The sequence below is a fragment of the Stappia sp. genome, from assembly GCF_040110915.1.
Taxonomy (GTDB): Bacteria; Pseudomonadota; Alphaproteobacteria; order Rhizobiales; family Stappiaceae; genus Stappia.
In genome coordinates this window covers 4,083,852-4,100,294 of record NZ_CP157793.1, presented here as the reverse complement: position 1 = coordinate 4,100,294, position 16,443 = coordinate 4,083,852, and the positions used below count along the sequence as shown (strand labels likewise).

The following is a 16,443-nucleotide window of genomic DNA, read 5'->3' as shown; positions in this document are numbered from 1 at the left end:
GATTGCGTGCCCGGGACGGGCGACCGTCGCACGCGAAAAACGGGAGGACCCCCATGCTTTCGAAGATCACAACCTCGGCGCGGCGCGTTCTCGGCGCGGGCGCGATGGTCGCGGGCCTTCTGGCCGGCACCGCGCTGCCGGCCACTGCGCAGGAGGTCACGCTGCGCGTCCATCAGTTCCTGCCGCTGCAGGCCGCGATCCCGTCGCGCGCGATCGCGCCGTGGATCGAGGCGGTGGAAGCCCAGTCGGACGGGCGCATCAAGGTGGAGCATTACCCGTCCATGCAGCTCGGCGGCGCGCCGCCGGCGCTCTTCGACCAGGCCCGCGACGGTGTCGTCGACATCGTCTGGACGCTGCTCGGCTATACCCCCGGCCGCTTCCCCAAGACGGAGGCCTTCGAGCTGCCGTTCCTCGGCAAGGATGCGGAGTCCTCGTCGCGCGCCTTCCACGAGTTCGTCGAGACGCATGCGATGGACGAATTCGCCGGTGTCAAGCCGCTGGCGTTTCACGTGCACGGCCCCGGGCTGCTGCATGTCTCGGGCGACGGCGTGTCGCGCCTTGAGGACATGGAAGGCCTGAAGCTGCGCGGGCCGACGCGCATCGTGACCAGGCTGCTCGGCGAGCTGGGCGCGACCGCCATCGGCATGCCGGTGCCGGCCGTGCCGGAGGCGATCTCCAAGGGCGTGATCGACGGCGCGGTGATCCCCTGGGAGGTGACGCTGCCGCTCAAGATGACCGAACTGGTCAACACGCACACCGGCTTCGACGATCCGCGCGGGCTCTATACCGCGACCTTCGTCTTCGCCATGAACCAGGCGAAATACGACGCCCTGCCGGACGACCTCAAGGCCGTGATCGACGCCAATTCCGGTCCCGAGGCGGCCGCGCTGTTCGGCCGGGCGATGGACGAGGTGGACGCGATCGGCAAGGCCAGGGCGGAGGAGGCCGGCAATACCATCCGCATGCTGTCGCCGGAGGAAACCGCGCGCTGGAAGGCGGCGGCCCAGCGGGTGACCGACGACTGGATCGCGGAGATGGACGGACGCGGGCTCGACGGACAGGCGCTGGCAGAGGCGGCCCGCGCGCTGGTCGACAAACACGCCGGCGAGTGATAGCGAGCAGCGACTTGACGGAACGGCCCGCGGGTCGTTCCGTCAAAGGTCCGGCGCCGGGGACGCCACGCCCCGGCCAGGGTTTCGGATCAGGAGAGGATCTGCCGTGCGCAAGTCGATGGAACGAATCCTGGAGCGGATCTCCGCCTTTCTCGCGATTGCCGGCGGCGCCGTTCTCGTCGCGCTGACCGTGACCACGGTCGTGTCGATCACCGGGCGCGAGCTGAACTGGATGGGCCTCGGCCCGGTGCCGGGCGATTACGAGCTGGTCGAGGCGGGCACCGCCTTCGCCATCTTCGCCTTTCTGCCCTGGTGTCAGCTCAAGCGCGGGCATGTCACCGTCGACCTGCTGATGACCCGCTTCGGATCGCGCGTGAACGCCGCCGTCGATCTGGTCAGCAACATCCTGATGACCGCGGTCGCCGCCCTCATCGCCTGGCGCCTGTGGCTCGGCCTGCTCGACAAGAAGACCTATCAGGAAACCACCTTCATCCTTCAGTTTCCGCTGTGGTGGGCCTATGCGGCCGCCATGATCGGCGCGAGCTTCGCGATCGTGGTCTGCGCCTACACGATCTGGCGCAGCTACGACGAGATGCGCGCGGGCACGCCCCACCCGACCGCCGCCCAGGAGTGACGTCCGTGACACCTCTCGAAATCGGCCTGTGGTCGATCCCGGTCCTGCTGGCGCTGATCTTCGCGCGCCTGCCGATCGGGCTTGCCATGTTTCTCGTCGGCGTTGCCGGCACGACGCTGGTGACGGGCACCACGGCGCCCATCCTCGGCCAGCTCAAGTCACTGGTCTACAGCACGTTTTCCAACTACTCGCTGTCCATCGTGCCGCTCTTCCTGCTGATGGGGCAGTTCGCGACGCGCGGCGGCATGTCGCGGGCGCTGTTCCGCGCGGCCGAAACCCTCGTCGGGCACCGGCGCGGCGGCGTCGCCATGGCCTCGGTCGCCGCCTGCGGCGGCTTCGGCGCGATCTGCGGCTCCTCGCTCGCCACCGCCGCCACCATGGGCCAGGTGGCGCTGCCGGAGATGCGGCGCGCCGGATATTCCGGCGCGCTGTCCACCGCCTGTCTCGCCGCCGGCGGCACGCTCGGCATTCTCATTCCGCCGTCAGTCGTGCTCGTCATCTACGCGATCCTGACCGAACAGAACATCGCCAAGCTGTTCATGGCCGCCTTCGTGCCCGGCATTCTGGCGGCGGCCGGCTACATGCTCACCGTCTCGCTCTACGTGCGCTTTCGCCCCGACAGCGCGGGCAGCCGGGAGCGCGCCTCCTGGGCGGAGCGCGGCGCGGCGCTCGCCGCCGTGTGGCCGGTGCTGCTGATCTTCATCGCGGTGATCGGCGGCATCTACTCCGGCTTCTTCACGCCGACGGAAGGGGCCGCGGTGGGGGCCGCCGGCACCGGGCTGGTGGCGCTGATCAACGGCGGGCTCGACCGCAAGGGGCTGGTGGACTCCTTCCTGTCCACCGCCTCCTCCACCGGCATGATCTTCTTCATCGTGCTCGGCGCCACGGTCTACAACGGCTTTCTCGCCTTTTCGCAGCTGCCGCAACAGGCCGCCGCCCATGTCGCCGATCTCGGCCTCAATCCCTGGCTGGTGCTGCTTCTGATCCTGGTCTGCTACCTGATCTTCGGCTGCATCATGGATTCGCTCTCGATGATCCTGCTGACGATCCCGATCTTCTTCCCGATCGTCTCGGCGCTCGATTTCGGCCTGCCGCCGGAGGAATTCGCCCTGTGGTTCGGCATCATCGTGCTGATCGTCGTGGAGGTCGGCCTGATCACGCCACCGGTGGGCATGAATCTCTTCGTGATCAACTCCATGGCGCCCAATGTGTCGCTCGGCCAGACCTTCCGCGGCGTGGTGCCCTTCATCGCCAGCGATCTGGTGCGGGTCGCCATTCTGGTCGCCTTCCCCTCGATCACGCTGTTCCTGGTGCGCTGGCTCTATTGAGCCGGCGCGTCGCATCCGCTCGCATCACGTCCGGTTCGGATCGAACCCCGGCAGCCGCGCCTCGGCGAGCATCCACCATTGCTCGCGATTCTCCCGCACGATCGGATCGAAGAAGGCGTCGATCTCCTCAAGCGCCTTGCGCAGCGCCTCCTCGGCGGGCACCTCCCGGTCGAGCGGCAAAGGCGGGTGCAGGCGCACGCGAAAGCGGCCGCCCGGCTCGCGCAGCATGTAGACGGGAATGAGCGGGGCGCCGGAGCGCAACGCCAGTTTCACCGCGTTGACCCCGTTGCCCCGGTCCGGCAACGGCCGGCCGAAGGTCGGCAGATGGCTTTGGCGCGCGCGCACCTCGTCGACGAAGCACAGGATGTCCGTGCCGCCCTGCACCACGCAGCGGTGGATGTGCCGCGCCGAACGCTGACCCGGCGGGAAGACATGCATGCCGTAGCGGCGGCGCAGCCGCGACAGCAGGCGGTTGCGGAAGCGGTTGCGCTCCGGCTCCCAGATGCCGATGCAGGTCCGGTTCAAACCGTTGTTGACGACCTCGCCGAGCAGTTCGAACGAGCCGAGATGCACGGCGACATAGATGAACTGCCCGTCGGCCAGCCCCGTTTCTTTCAGCGCGTCATAGCCTTCCACCGTGACCCGTCGGGACGCGCGATAGCGCTCGACGCTGGCGTATTCGGCCATCATCCGCCCCATGGTGCGCCACCAGCGCGCCACGCTGGCTTCCAGCGCCGTGCCCGTGACGGGACCGTCCGGCGCGAGGACGGAGAGATTATGGGCGATCCGACGGGCATAGACGCGCCGACCCTCCAGGCGGCGGGTCACGCCGGCGATGGCCGCCCCGACCGCCGGACCGACATCGACGGGAAGACGGCGGAACAGCGCGTCGAGCGCGACGAAGGCGCCGCCGGACAGCCGATCCCACAGGTGATACCCGCGCGCCGCGCGCCCGATCTCCCCGCGCGCGAAACACGCGCCGAGCGGCGGCGCCTCCGGCTCGGGCGCCATGGTTTCGGCAAAGGGAATCTCGTCGATCCGGATCGTCACCGCGCCGTCGCGCGCGGGCGCAGGATCGCGTGTCGGCTCCTGCCGGTCCTCACGCCCCGTCATCGTCCCGTCCGCGCCCCGCACCGCCATCCGCGGAACACCCGTCAGCGCCGCATCAGCCGCATGGGCAGCGCATCGCCCGGGCGCAGGGTCAGGCGGCAGACCGGCTGAATGTCGACGCCCTCCTCCAGCACCGGATCGAAGCGCTGCGCGAGCATGGCGAGCGACAGGATCGCCTCCGTCAGGCCGAAGGCGAGCCCCGCGCAGATCCGCGGCCCGATGGCGAACGGCACATAGCCGTATTTCGACTGGCCGCCGCGTGCAGCCTCCAGGAAGCGCTCCGGCTCGAAGTGATCCGCGCGCTCCCACAGGGTCGGATTGCGGTGCAGCAGCCACGGCACGACGAGAACGATGGAGCCCTTGGGGATCGGCTGGCCGGTGATCGTGTCGTCGGCGAGCGCCTCGCGCCCCAGGATCGGCACGGGGGGATAGAGCCGCAGGGTCTCCTCGATCACCGCCCGCGTGTAGGGCAGCCGCGCGATATCGTCGAAGCCGGGATCGCGGCCGCCGAGCACGGTGTCGAGTTCCGCGTGCAGGCGGGCGCGCACGTCCGGCGCCTGCGACAGCAGGAACCACGCCCAGGCCAGCGTGTTCGCCGTCGTTTCGTGACCCGCCATGAAGATCACCGACGCCTCGTTGCGGATTGCCTCGCGCGACAGCGGCTTGCCGTCGGCGTCGCGGGCGTCGAGCAATCCGCCGATCACCGAGGTCTCGCCGTCGCGGGCGCGCTCCGCATAGCTGGAAATGATCTCGTCGAGCACCGTGTCGATGCGCTTGACCGCCTTTTTCACCGCGCGTCCGCGCCAGCGCGGAAACCAGTCGGGCAAGCCGATCAACGAGGGCAGATCGACCTGGTCGATGTGGCGCTGGTAGTCGGAAAAGCTCTCGACGATCTCCGCGGCATAATCGCGGCCGAGCTGGCGGCCGAAGATGGTGCGGCAGATGATCTCCGCCGTCAGATGGGCCATCTCCTGCAGCGCGTCGATCCGCCCGCCGTCGCCCAGCGCCTCCCAGGCGGCGCGGCGTTCGGCCACGGTCTCGCTCATGATGGGGAAGAACGCGGGTACCCGCGAGGCATGAATGATCGGCGCCACGATCTGCCGGCGCGCCTTCCAGGTCTCCTTGTCGGAGATGAACAGCCCGTCGCCGATCAGCGGCTCGAGCGCGTGGCGCATCTGCGCCGTCTTGCGCTGGAAGGTCTCGTGCTTGCGGGCGAGCGCTTCCTGCACGGTGGCCGGATTGTTGCAGACGAAGATCTGCCGGCGCAGGATCGCGATCTTGAGCCACGGCAGCGAAAAGGCGTGCGCCGGCCAGATGTCCAGAAAGCTGCGGCGGCCCAGCCGGATCAGGTCGGGCACCGAGGGTGTCGCCGGATGGCGATAGGGATAGGGAGGGACATACCCGCCCGCTGCCCCGGATCCCGTCTGCGTCGCCGCATCGGGCCTGTCAGCGCGCGCCGTGCTCCGTGCCATTCGTGCACCCCCTCGTTGTCGCCGGTCGCGCGTCTTATGGACCAGATTTGCCGGCGCGCCAAGCGGCTGACGTCCAGCCGCGGTCGGGCGTCAGCCCGCAGGCGCATAGTCGGCCGGATCGAGCGTCGACGGCCGATCCGGCAGGTCTAGGCGCGTGAGGACCGGATCGCTTTCGGCAATCACGCGGCCGCGCCGCACCACCGCGAGACGGCGGGCGCGCAGGCGGATCGCCTCGATCGGATCGGCGGCCTGCAACAGCACGAAATCGGCGTTGCAGCCAGGCGCCAGCCCATATCCCTCCAGCCCGAGAATGGTCGCGGGATGGGTGGTGACGCAGGCGAACGCGTCGCGCATCGCGCCCCGGCTCATCATCTGGGCGACATGCAATCCCATGGAGGCGACCTCCAGCATGTCGCCGGACCCCATCGAATACCAGGGATCCATCACGCAGTCGTGGCCGAAGGCGACCGTGATCCCCTGCGCCCGCATCTCCGGCACACGCGTCTGGCCGCGGCGCTTCGGATAGCTGTCGTGCCGGCCCTGCAGCGTGATGTTGATGAGCGGATTGGCGATCGCATGCACACCGGCCTCGGCGATCAGCGGCAGGAGCTTGGAGACGTAGTAATTGTCCATGGAATGCATGGAGGTGAGATGCGAGCCGGCGACACGACCCTGCAGCCCGAGGCGCTGCGTCTCGAAGGCCAGCGTCTCGATATGGCGCGACAGGGGATCGTCGCTCTCGTCGCAATGCAGATCGACCCTGAGGCCGCGCGCCGCCGCGATCTCGCACAGCGCGCGCACCGAGCGGGCGCCGTCGGCCATCGTGCGCTCGAAATGGGGAATGCCGCCGACCACCTCGACGCCCATGTCGAGCGCGCGCAGCAGGTTCGCTTCCGCCGTCGGCGAGCGGTAGAGCCCGTCCTGCGGGAAGGCGACGAGCTGGAGGTCGAGATAGGGCGCGACCCGCTTCTTCACCTCAAGCAGCGCCTCGACGCCGGTGAGCCGGTCGTCGCAGACATCGACATGCGAGCGGATCGCGAGCAGCCCCTGCGACACCGCGAGGTCGCAGTAGCGCAACGCGCGCTCCATCACCGCCTCGACCGTGAGAAGCGGCTTCAACTCGCCCCACAGCGCGATCCCCTCGAGCAGCGTGCCGCTCTCGTTCATGCGCGGCAGGCCGAGGGACAGCGTCGCGTCGAGATGAAAATGACTGTCGACGAAGGGCGGCGAGACAAGCCGCCCCGCCGCATCGATCACCCGCCCCGCTTCCGCCGCGATGCCCGGCTCGACGGCAAGGATGCGCCCGTCCCGGCAGGCGATGTCCACGCCGGCCCGCCCGTCGGGCAGGGTCGCGTTGGTGACGAGAAGATCGACGGTCATGGCAGGTTTTCCGGGAATCGGGAGAGGAAAGGGTACACGCCGGGGCAGTTTCGGTCGCAACCGCACCCGATTCAAGCGCCCGGTTGCGGGGCGCGAAAACCGGCGGTTTCGTCGAGCAGCCACTCCGTGACACGCGTCACCTCGCGCCGCGTGCGCGCGTGGGGTGCCTCAAGGAGACGGTAGCAATGACCGTCGGCCCGCGGGCGGAGATCGACTTCCTGCAGCAGCGAGGCGGTCACAAGATGTCCGGCCAGCACGTCTGAGAGCACGGCGATGCCCTTGCCGGACACCGCCGCGAGCGCCGCGTGATGCTCGTCGTCGAAGATCACGCGCTCGCGAACCCGCGCGCCGAGCGCGGTCTCGAAGACGGCGAGCGGGAGCTCCGGCAGCGCGGGCGTGTGCCAGCGGCAAGCAAGCAGGGCGGCGCCCACCGCAGCGCCCCCGGCTGTCGGCCGGGCCAGCGCGGGCGCGGCGAAGGCCGCGAAGCTCTCGCGCGCCAGAAGCCGGCCGTCTGTCGCGGAGCGGGGGCGATAGCGCACGGCAAGATCGACGCCACGGGTGCGCTCCAGGTCGACCGGCGCATGGGCGGATTCGACCCGCAGGGCCACGTCCGGGAAAGCCGCCTGAAAGGCGGACAGGCGCGGCGCCAGCCAAAGCGCGGCGAAGGCCGGGGTCGTCGCCAGGGTGACCCCGCGCTCCGCCGACACCAGCCGGTCCGCCGCCGCGTCGATGACGGCAACCGCGGTGCGCGCCGCCTCGAACAGGTCCGCGCCGGCGGCCGTCAGGTCGACCTTGCGATGCGACCGGCGAAACAGGGGAAGCCCCAGACCGGCCTCCAGATTGCGGATGCGATGCGAAACGGCCGTCGGCGTCAGGCCAAGCTCGTCAGCCGCCGCGCGAAAGCTGCCGAGCCGCGCCGCGGCCTCGAAGACCCGGATTGCAGCAAGCGAGAGGCGATGGGACGACACGATGAATTCTCCTCATCTCAAGAGGTGATCAGATCGTTTGAATATTATAATTTAATCAATAGTTTGATGTGGATTTCATACTCTGGAGACATGCCAATGACAAGACTTCTGCGCATTGATGCGAGCGCCCGGCGATCCCGCTCCCTGACCCGGGAGCTGGGCGATCTCTTCGAGGCCGAATGGCGCCGCCTGCGCCCTGCCGACACCTGGATGCACCGGGATCTCGCCGATCAACCACCGCCGCATGTGACGGAGGAGTGGATCGCGGCCGCCTTCACCGGCGCGGACGCGCGCACGCCGGCGCAGCGGGAGGCGCTCGCCGTCTCCGACGCGCTGGTCGACGAGCTGGTCGCCGCCGATCTGCTTGTCGTGACCGTGCCGATGTACAATTGCGGCATGCCCTCGGCCCTGAAGGCCTGGGTCGACAATGTGGTGCGGATCGGCCGAACCTTTTCCTTCGATCTGGCGCGCGGCGATTTTCCCATCGAGCCGGTTCTTCGCGACAAGGAGATGGTGGCGCTCACATCCGCCGGCGAGTTCGGCTTCGATCCGGGCGGCCCGCGCGACCACCTGGACCACCTGATCCCGCATCTGCGGGCCGTGAACGGCTATCTGGGCGTGCGCGACCTGCATGCCGTGCGGATCGAGTATCAGGAGTTTCGCGACGCGCGGCACGACGCCTCGGTGCGCGCGGCACGGGAAGAGACGGCCGCGCTGGCGGCGCGGCTGGCGGGATCCCGGACAACCGTCGGGTCGGCGACGGACGCCGCATGATCGACCGGTTACAGGTCAGTAGGGCAGGCCGACGTAATTCTCGGCCAGAGACGCCTGCGCGGCGCGCGAGGACTTCAGATAGTCGAACTCCGCGCGCTGCATGCGGGCGCCGAAGGCGCCCTTTTCGGGAAAGCGGTGCAGGAAGGTGGTCATCCACCAGGAGAAGCGCTCCGCCTTCCACACCCGCGCCAGCGCGCGCTGCGAATAGGTCTCGAGCCCCGTGCTGTCGCCCCGATAGTGGTCGATCAGACCGGTCGAAAGGTAATGGATGTCGGAGGCCGCGAGGTTCAGCCCCTTGGCGCCGGTCGGCGGCACGATGTGGGCGGCATCGCCGGCCAGGAACAGCCGGCCGTGGCGCATCGGCTCGGTGACGAAGGAGCGCAAGGGCGCGATGCTCTTCTCGATCGACGGACCGGTGACCAGCTTTCCCGCCACATCGGCCGGCAGATGCGCGGCCAGCGCCTCCCAGAAACGGTCGTCCGACCAGTCCTCGACCTTTTCCTCCAGCGAACACTGGATGTAATAGCGGCTGCGGGTCTGCGAGCGCATGGAACACAGCGCGAAACCCTTGTCGTGACAGGCGTAGATCAGCTCGTCGTTGACCGGCGGCACGTCGGCGAGAATGCCGAGCCAGCCGAAGGGATAGACCAGCTCGAAGGTCTTGAGCACATCGGCGGGGATCGTCTGGCGGGCCACGCCGTGAAACCCGTCGCAGCCGGCGATGAAATCGCAGGCGATTCGGTGCGTCTCGCCGTTCTTCTCGAAGGTGGCATAGGGCGCGTCGCCGTCCACGTCGTGCAGGGCGACGTTCTCCGCCTCATGCACGATCACGCCCCCCATCGCGTCGCGCGCGGCATAGAGATCCGCCGTCACCTCGGTCTGGCCGTAGACCATCACCGTCTTGCCGCCGGTGAGATCGGCGAGATCGAGGCGCAGCCGGTCCTCCTCGAAGGCGATCTCGACCCCGTCGTGCACCAGCCCCTCGCGGTCCATGCGCTCCGCCGCGCCCGCCCGGCGCAGCAGGTCGACCATCCCCTGTTCGAGGACGCCGGCGCGAATGCGCGACAGCACATAGTCGCGGCTGCGCCGTTCCAGCACCACCGTGTCGATACCGGCGCGGTGCAGGAGCTGCGACAGCAGCAGGCCGGAGGGGCCCCCGCCGACGATCAGAACCTGCGTCTTCGCGGGGCAAGGCATGGGAGCGGACATCGGGCGTTTCTCCATTTGTTGATCTTGTCGGGGCGCAGGAGACCCCGCCGGACGGCGCGCGGCCGGTCGATTTCGCACCGGAGTGTGGAAAGACCCGCTGGACAAGGGAAGGGACGTTTCGATCTAATACTTGCATGAATCGAACATCGCCCCTTGCCCCCGATTACGGATTGTATGGCGAACCGGCGCGTGCGGGTTTTCCCGATCTGGTCCATATCGAACGTCTGGTGGAGCGCAGCGGCCCCCGCCGCTGGCGCATCTCGGCGCATCGCCACCCGGCCCTGCATCAGCTCTTCTGGATCGTCGACGGCGGCGGCGTGATGCGTCTGGGCGAGGAGGAGCGCGCCTTGCGCGCGCGCATGCTGATCTCCCTGCCGGCCGGGACGGTGCACGGCTTCCGCTTTCGGCCCGGTACCGAGGGCTGGGTGATCACGCTGCCCGACACGGTGTTCGAGCCGATCCGCGCCGCGCTCGACCCGGGACGGCGGCTGGCGGTGCCGCATCTGGTGGGCGTGGACACGCCGCCCCCGGACCTGGAGGCGCTCGCCGCCGAACACGCGGGCCACGCGCGGCTGCGCGGCGAGGCGCTTCGGGCGCGGCTGACGCTGATCCTCGTCTGGCTCTTGCGCGAACTCAGCCCGACGACCGGCGCGGCGGATGTCGCCGCCGCGCCGGAAAACCGGCTCTACGGCCGCTTTCTCGATCTGCTCGACACACGGCGGGGCGACCTGAGGTCGGTGTCGGACTATGCCGACGCGCTCGCGGTGAGCGCCCCGCATCTGTCGCGCGTGTGCCGGCGCGAGGCCGGCAAGCCGGCCTCCGCGCTGCTGCGCGCGCGGCAGATGCTGGAGGCGCGCCGGCTGCTCGCCTACACCCAGATCGCCGTCGCCGAGATCGCCTATCGCCTCGGCTTTTCCGATCCGGCGCATTTCAGTCGCGTGTTTTCCGCCGAAACGGGCCTGTCGCCCCGCGCCTTCCGCAAGGGGTTCACCGACAAGGCGGAGTGAGCGCCGGCGCTTCCACGCCGGAACCGACCCGCGTCCGTCGGCGGCGGAGGACACGGAGCAACCTTGATCAAGAGGTGGCAATTTGCTACCTTTGTGCACCCCTGACGCAGGAGGCTCCCATGGCGCAATCCGTGAAACTTGCCGATGACATCATGGCGCTGGTCCGTCGCGAGGCCGATCTCCACAGCCGGTCGGTCGCCGGCCAGATCACCCATTGGCTAAAACTCGGCCGGGCGATCGAGCACTCCGGCCGCTTCGACCATGCCCGCATCACCGCCGCCCTCGAAGGGAAGCTCGATACGGTTCATCTGGCGGACGAGGAGGAAATCGCCTGGCTCGACGCCTTCACCGAGAAGATGAGCGCGCCTTCGCAAGAGGAAACGCGTTTCTTCGCCCGGCGACAGGCGCTCGGCCGGGGCGTCGGGCTCGATGCCGGCGGCAATCTCGTCCACGCCAGGGCGGACCCGGCCGAATGAGGCCAAGCCTCGTTCTGCTGGCCGGACCGAACGGCGCCGGAAAGTCGACCCTTTACCAGACCCGCGTCGCGCCCAGCTTCGCGGGTCCTTTCATCAATGCGGACATCATCCAGCGCGACGAGTTGCGCGACCCGTCGATGCAGGCATCCTACGAGGCCGCGCGGATCGCGGAAGAGCGGCGCGGCGCGCTGCTGGAGGCACGGCGGAGCTTTGCGACCGAAACCGTCTTCTCGCACCCCTCCAAACTCCACATCATCGAAACGGCCCGGGAACGGGACTATCTCGTCATCGTCCTGCATGTGGGAGTCGAGAGTCCTGACCTGTCCGTCTTCCGGGTGAAGGGTCGCACCGAGGAGGGCGGCCACGATGTCCCCGAGGACAAGGTCCGGGCGCGCTACGCGCGCGGCCTGCCGCTGATCCGCGAGGCCGTGCTTCGGGCCGACAGAGGCATGGTCTTCGACAATTCACGTCTCAACGTTCCGCCGCAGCGGATGCTGGTCTTCGCCGAGGGGCGCCTGATCGAGGCCGCGCCGCACCTGCCGACGTGGATCCTCACGGCCTATGCCGCCGATCTGGTGATCTGAGCACCTCGGTCCGAAAGCAACACGCGGGCGTTCGCGCGGGCCTCAGAGCGCCGCCTTCAGCCGCTTGCACATGCGCTTGAGCACCTGCACCCGGGCGTGGCGCTTGTCTTCCGCCGAGATCAGCTCCCACGGCGCGTAATGGGTCGACGTGCGGTCGATCATGTCGCCGGCGGCCATGGCGTAGTCGTCCCACTTCAGCCGGTTGCGCCAGTCCTCGTCGGTGATCTTGAACTGCTTGTAGGGCGTTTCCTCGCGCGCCTTGAAGCGGGCGAGCTGCTCTTCCTTGCTGGTCGCCAGCCAGAATTTGACCACCAGCGTGTCGGCCTCGCCCAGCTCCGCCTCGAATTCGTTGATCTCGTTGTAGGCGCGCAGCCAGTCGGCCTCGGAGCAGAAGCCCTCCACGCGTTCCACCAGCACCCGGCCGTACCAGGAGCGGTCGAAGACGGCCGTGTGGCCGCGACGCGGCAGCCGGCGCCAGAAGCGCCAGAGATAGGGCCGGGCCTTTTCCTCGTCGCTCGGCGCGCCGATGCGGTGGACCCGGTAGCGGCGCGGATCGAGCGGGCGCACCATCCGGCGGATCGCCCCGCCCTTTCCGGCCGCGTCGTTGCCCTCGAAGACCGCAACGAGCGACAGATCGCGAAACGCCTTCTTGTCGGTCAGATGCGCGAATTCCGCCTGCCAGTGCTCCAGCTCCTCGCGATAGTCGGACTTCGACAGGCGCTTCGACAGATCGATCGCCTCGACCGCGCTGCGGCGCGTGAGCCGCTGGACCGCCGGCGGCCTTGTCTCGGAGGCCTGCTGAGCGCGCGCCAGACGCCGCGACAGCGCGATCTCGATGGCCCGGCCGAAGGCGAGATCGCGCGCCTCCGTGTCCTCCGAGGGAATCACCAGCCAGGGCGCGGCCGGCGTGGAGGTGGTCACCGCCGCTTCCTCGAAGATCGCCTGGGCGGTGGCGGAACGCTCGATGTCGGTCCATTCGGCGAGAATGCGCCGGGCGCGCTTCTTCTTCCTGGTGAGCGCCGCGAGGCGTTCCTTCTGGACCTCCGGGCGGAGCGCGAACCAGAATTTCAGCACCAGGACGCCCTCGTTCGACAGCATCTGCTCGAAGCTGTTGATGCGGGCGAGGCGCGTCTGGAAGGTCGTCTCGTCGATCTCGCCGAGCACCCGGTCGCGCAAGGGGGCATTGTACCAGGAGGACACCACGATCGAGGTCTGGCCACGCGCCGGCAGGTCGCGCCAGTAGCGCCACAGCTCCGGGCGGTGGCGCTCCTCCTCGCTCGGCGCGTCATAGGCGTTGCAGGCCAGATGGCGCACATCGAGCCATTCGAGCAGCCGGGCGATGGCCTCGTTCTTGCCCGCGCCGTCGACGCCGGCGATCACGATGAGCAGCGCCGCCGCCTCGCCGGCGATCATCTTCTGCTGCGCGGCGAGCAGCTCGGTGCGCAGGGCCGGCTCCAGCTTCTTGAAATCCTCTTTCGACAGGGTCACGGGCAATGCGGCCGACTGAAACACGGGCGGAGCGCCTCCTGGCTTGTGCGAACACACGACATGGCGAAACGACAGGGTGGCGCGTTTGCGCAGCACGCGCAACGCCGGGACATCAAGCGCCATCGGGACCGCTCCCGACGCGGGCGGATTTTCCCGGATCGCGAGGATTGGCGCGGGCTTGCGGAGCGCGTACATGTAACACGCGCGCGCCTCCCGGGCCCGCGCCTGCGTATCGCGCGGGGGCGGTCCCGTCTGCCGCGCGTCTTCAGTGATCCCGAGCCGCGACCCGTGACAGACCTCCTCAACCAGCTCGTTGCCTTCATCGGCGAGAACCCCACCCTCGCCAATGCCGTCGTGTTCCTCATCGCGATGGGCGAGGCGCTGTTCCTGATCGGCATGGTGGTGCCCTCCACCGTCGTGCTGGTGGGCGCCGGCACGCTGGTCGGCCTCGGCAAGCTCGACCCCTGGCCGATCTTCCTGTGGACCACGCTCGGCGCGATCGCCGGCGACGCGATCTCCTACTGGATCGGCGCCTATTACAAGGACCGGATCAAGTCGGTCTGGCCGTTCAACCGCTACCGGGTGCTGGTGGAGCGCGGCGAGGCCTACTTTCTGCGCCACGGCGGCAAGAGCGTGTTCATCGGCCGCTTCGTGCCCGGCGTGAAGGCCATCGTGCCCGGCATCGCCGGCATGGTCGGCATGAATGTCACCCGCTTCACGGTGATCAACGTGACCTCGGCCATCGCCTGGACCATCGTCCATCTGGGGCCGGGCTATGTGGCGGGCACGGCCTTCGGCGCGCTCGGCGAGATCAGCGGACGGCTCGCCACCGTGCTCGGCATCTTCCTGGTGGTGCTCTTCGTCGCGGTGATGCTGGCGCGCTGGCTGATCCTGATCGTCCTGCCGCTCTATGCCGGACGGCGCACCCGCATCGTGCGCTGGCTGGAGGCCCGCCCCTCCCGCGCGGCCCGCTGGTTCGCCCGCATGCTCGATCCCGAGCACCCCCGCTCGGCCGGCATGCTGGTCTCCGCCACGCTGCTGCTCGTCACCGTGCCTTTGTTCGTCGGTCTCGCGGCCGCGATCTCGCCCGACAACGGCCTGCAACGCGCCGACACGGCGATGCGCAACCTGTTCCTGAGCCTGCGCACGCCGACGGGCGACGAGCTGATGACCTTCGTCACCATGCTCGGCGACGGCATCGTCACCACCGTGGTGGCGAGCGTCACCGTGGCCTATCTCTTCATGCGCCGGGCGTGGCGGCGGGCGACCGGCTTCCTGATCGCCATCGCCGGCACCGCGCTCTTCGTGCCGCTGTTCAAGCTGTTGATGGATCGCGCAAGGCCGATCGACATCTACACCGGCGCCGACGCGCTCTCCTTCCCCAGCGGGCACGCAACGCTCAACACCGTGCTCTACGGCATCATCGCCGTGCTGGTGGCGCACGACCGCTCGCCGCTGGTCAAGGCGTCGGTCTTTTCGGTGACCGTCACGCTGGTCGGCGCCATCGGCTTTTCCCGCGTCTATCTCGGCGCGCACTGGATGAGCGACGTCATCGGCGGGCTTGCCTTCGGCACGGCGATGGTCGCCGCCTTCGCCTTCGTCTTCGGTTCGATCCACAACGAGAAGGTCGGCCGCTGGGCGCTCGCCGCGCTGACGAGCGTGACCGTCATCGTGGTCGGCGGCGCCCATGTGACGCGCAACTTCGACGCAGGCCTTGCGCTCTACCGGCCCGTCGCGCCGACGGTGACGCTGTCGCAGGCGGAGTGGCTGGCGCGCGGCTGGCGCGACCTGCCGCGCCATCGCATCGAGCTGAACGGCGAGCGGGAAGAGCCGCTGATCGTCCAGTGGGCGGGCGATCCGCAGGCGCTCGCCGACGCGCTCGCCCCGCTCGGCTATCAGCGCGCGCCCGCCTGGTCGCTCGCCACCTTCGCCGGCTTTCTGGCCGGACAGACGGCGCCGGAGGACCTGCCCGCCCTGCCGCGCATCCAGAACGGCCGCGCCGCCGAACTCGTGCTGATCCGCCGCGACACCGCCCATCCGTCGGCGACCGGGGCCGAGGACACGCCCGACGACGACACGCCGCCCGACGGGCGCTGGGTGCTGCGGCTGTGGCCGACGCATTTTCGGGTGGAAACGGAGACGGGCAGAACCGTACCCGTCCATGTGGGCTCGCTCATCCACGAGCGGATCCTGCGCCCGCTCAACGAACTGTCGACGCCGCGCGCCGATCGGGACCTGCCGCAGGCAGAGGAAAACCCGCTGCCCGGCCTGCCCGGCACGCTGACGCGCCAGCGCCAGGACGGGACCCAGGTGGTGCTAGGCGGGACGGACCTCGACAAGGGTCTCTGACGCCTCGGCCTCTTCCGGCGCGGAGGGCGTGTCCGGCCCGGCGCTCTCCGCCGGAGCGGGCGATGTAACCGCCTTTGCGGCACCCTTTCCAGCCCCCTTGCCCGTCTGCGGCGGGCAGTAAAGCGCGTGCAGCGTCTCCAGCACCGCCATCACCTCCCGGCTCGCCAGGCGGTAATAGACCGTCTGGCCATCGCGGCGCGCCACCACCAGCCCGAGCGCGCGCATGCGCGCCAGATGCTGCGAGAGCGCCGACTGGCTCAGGCCGACGTGCTCGGCCAGCGCGCCGACGCTGCACTCGCCGTCGACCAGATGACACAGCATCATCAGCCGCCGCGCATTGGCCATGGAGGCCAGCATCGTCGCGGCGCGGTCGGCGTTATCTTCCAGATATTGAATATTCATACTTGCTAAATTAGCATATCCTTATATATTTGCAACGAGCGTTTCACCGCAGGGGCGACCGTCACCGGCCGTCCCTGCCGGCGTTTCCGGCGGGGCTGCGCCGGACGTCGGCCGGATCCCCGGCGGCACCGTTCACAAGGGGGCGTTCTC

14 protein-coding genes and 1 pseudogene are annotated in these 16,443 nt (G+C 69.0%); 8 read left to right on the top strand and 7 right to left on the bottom strand.

Annotated features, from left to right (window positions below; all coding sequences use genetic code 11):
- The first annotated feature begins 53 nt into the window (after window positions 1-53).
- The 3 genes from ABL312_RS18360 to ABL312_RS18350 all read left to right on the top strand — a co-directional run bounded on the left by ABL312_RS18360 (window position 54) and on the right by ABL312_RS18350 (window position 3,074).
- The gene (locus ABL312_RS18360; protein WP_349358849.1) at window positions 54-1,112 is read left to right on the top strand and encodes a TRAP transporter substrate-binding protein; all 1,059 of its coding nucleotides are present in this window, start codon (window positions 54-56) and stop codon (window positions 1,110-1,112) included.
- A gap of 106 nt (window positions 1,113-1,218) precedes the next feature.
- On the top strand, window positions 1,219-1,746 hold the full coding sequence (locus tag ABL312_RS18355; protein ID WP_349358848.1) for a TRAP transporter small permease: 528 nt from the start codon (window positions 1,219-1,221) through the stop codon (window positions 1,744-1,746).
- 5 nt (window positions 1,747-1,751) lie between these two features.
- Entirely contained in the window at window positions 1,752-3,074 is a 1,323-nt protein-coding gene (locus ABL312_RS18350) for a TRAP transporter large permease (RefSeq protein ID WP_349358847.1), read from the top strand.
- A 24-nt stretch (window positions 3,075-3,098) separates the two neighbouring features.
- On the opposite strand, the gene ABL312_RS18345 is transcribed toward ABL312_RS18350, so the two are convergent.
- The 4 genes from ABL312_RS18345 to ABL312_RS18330 all read right to left on the bottom strand — a co-directional run bounded on the left by ABL312_RS18345 (window position 3,099) and on the right by ABL312_RS18330 (window position 8,004).
- Window positions 3,099-4,187: a hypothetical protein gene (locus ABL312_RS18345; protein WP_349358846.1), complete on the bottom strand. Its 1,089-nt coding sequence runs from the start codon at window positions 4,185-4,187 to the stop codon at window positions 3,099-3,101.
- 41 nt (window positions 4,188-4,228) lie between these two features.
- Window positions 4,229-5,656: a cytochrome P450 gene (locus ABL312_RS18340; protein ID WP_349358845.1), complete on the bottom strand. Its 1,428-nt coding sequence runs from the start codon at window positions 5,654-5,656 to the stop codon at window positions 4,229-4,231.
- A 90-nt stretch (window positions 5,657-5,746) separates the two neighbouring features.
- Window positions 5,747-7,036, bottom strand: coding sequence for an amidohydrolase family protein (locus tag ABL312_RS18335; protein ID WP_349358844.1), 1,290 nt, complete (start codon window positions 7,034-7,036; stop codon window positions 5,747-5,749).
- Between the two features lie 71 nt (window positions 7,037-7,107).
- Entirely contained in the window at window positions 7,108-8,004 is an 897-nt protein-coding gene (locus tag ABL312_RS18330; RefSeq protein WP_349358843.1) for a LysR family transcriptional regulator, read from the bottom strand.
- 96 nt (window positions 8,005-8,100) lie between these two features.
- Between ABL312_RS18330 and ABL312_RS18325 the strand changes: the two genes are divergently transcribed.
- Window positions 8,101-8,778, top strand: a complete 678-nt coding sequence (locus tag ABL312_RS18325) for an NAD(P)H-dependent oxidoreductase (RefSeq protein ID WP_349358842.1) — start codon at window positions 8,101-8,103, stop codon at window positions 8,776-8,778.
- A 15-nt stretch (window positions 8,779-8,793) separates the two neighbouring features.
- Here the strand turns inward: ABL312_RS18325 and pobA are convergent, their stop codons facing one another.
- Entirely contained in the window at window positions 8,794-9,987 is a 1,194-nt protein-coding gene (gene pobA / locus ABL312_RS18320) for a 4-hydroxybenzoate 3-monooxygenase (RefSeq protein ID WP_349358841.1), read from the bottom strand.
- Window positions 9,988-10,121: 134 nt separating this feature from the next.
- On the opposite strand from pobA, the gene ABL312_RS18315 reads away from it, so the two are divergent.
- From ABL312_RS18315 to ABL312_RS18305, 3 genes are all read left to right on the top strand, one after another.
- Complete coding sequence (locus tag ABL312_RS18315) at window positions 10,122-10,994, top strand: helix-turn-helix domain-containing protein (protein WP_349358840.1); 873 nt, start codon at window positions 10,122-10,124, stop codon at window positions 10,992-10,994.
- 119 nt (window positions 10,995-11,113) lie between these two features.
- Window positions 11,114-11,470, top strand: coding sequence for a hypothetical protein (locus ABL312_RS18310; RefSeq protein WP_349358839.1), 357 nt, complete (start codon window positions 11,114-11,116; stop codon window positions 11,468-11,470).
- Window positions 11,467-12,054, top strand: coding sequence for a zeta toxin family protein (locus ABL312_RS18305; protein WP_349358838.1), 588 nt, complete (start codon window positions 11,467-11,469; stop codon window positions 12,052-12,054). The genes ABL312_RS18310 and ABL312_RS18305 overlap by 4 nt, the downstream gene beginning before the upstream one ends.
- 42 nt (window positions 12,055-12,096) lie before the next feature.
- On the opposite strand, the gene pap is transcribed toward ABL312_RS18305, so the two are convergent.
- Window positions 12,097-13,665 (bottom strand): polyphosphate:AMP phosphotransferase, encoded by a 1,569-nt coding sequence (gene pap, locus ABL312_RS18300; RefSeq protein WP_349358837.1) that lies wholly within the window; start codon window positions 13,663-13,665, stop codon window positions 12,097-12,099.
- A 165-nt stretch (window positions 13,666-13,830) separates the two neighbouring features.
- Between pap and ABL312_RS18295 the strand changes: the two genes are divergently transcribed.
- The gene (locus ABL312_RS18295; RefSeq protein WP_349358836.1) at window positions 13,831-15,891 is read left to right on the top strand and encodes a VTT domain-containing protein; all 2,061 of its coding nucleotides are present in this window, start codon (window positions 13,831-13,833) and stop codon (window positions 15,889-15,891) included.
- Window positions 15,892-16,005: 114 nt separating this feature from the next.
- On the opposite strand, the pseudogene ABL312_RS18290 reads toward ABL312_RS18295, so the two are convergent.
- Window positions 16,006-16,293 (bottom strand): annotated as a pseudogene (locus tag ABL312_RS18290) (ArsR/SmtB family transcription factor); the annotation flags it as partial.
- Between the last annotated feature and the right edge of the window lie 150 nt (window positions 16,294-16,443).

Coding starts and splice junctions, on each gene's coding strand:
- ABL312_RS18360 (WP_349358849.1), top strand. CDS start 54: ATGCTTTCGAAGATCACAACCTCGGCGCGGCGCGTTCTCGGCGCGGGC.
- ABL312_RS18345 (WP_349358846.1), bottom strand. CDS start 4,187: ATGACGGGGCGTGAGGACCGGCAGGAGCCGACACGCGATCCTGCGCCC.
- ABL312_RS18340 (WP_349358845.1), bottom strand. CDS start 5,656: ATGGCACGGAGCACGGCGCGCGCTGACAGGCCCGATGCGGCGACGCAG.
- ABL312_RS18335 (WP_349358844.1), bottom strand. CDS start 7,036: ATGACCGTCGATCTTCTCGTCACCAACGCGACCCTGCCCGACGGGCGG.
- ABL312_RS18325 (WP_349358842.1), top strand. CDS start 8,101: ATGACAAGACTTCTGCGCATTGATGCGAGCGCCCGGCGATCCCGCTCC.
- pobA (WP_349358841.1), bottom strand. CDS start 9,987: ATGTCCGCTCCCATGCCTTGCCCCGCGAAGACGCAGGTTCTGATCGTC.
- ABL312_RS18315 (WP_349358840.1), top strand. CDS start 10,122: ATGAATCGAACATCGCCCCTTGCCCCCGATTACGGATTGTATGGCGAA.
- ABL312_RS18310 (WP_349358839.1), top strand. CDS start 11,114: ATGGCGCAATCCGTGAAACTTGCCGATGACATCATGGCGCTGGTCCGT.
- ABL312_RS18305 (WP_349358838.1), top strand. CDS start 11,467: ATGAGGCCAAGCCTCGTTCTGCTGGCCGGACCGAACGGCGCCGGAAAG.
- pap (WP_349358837.1), bottom strand. CDS start 13,665: ATGGCGCTTGATGTCCCGGCGTTGCGCGTGCTGCGCAAACGCGCCACC.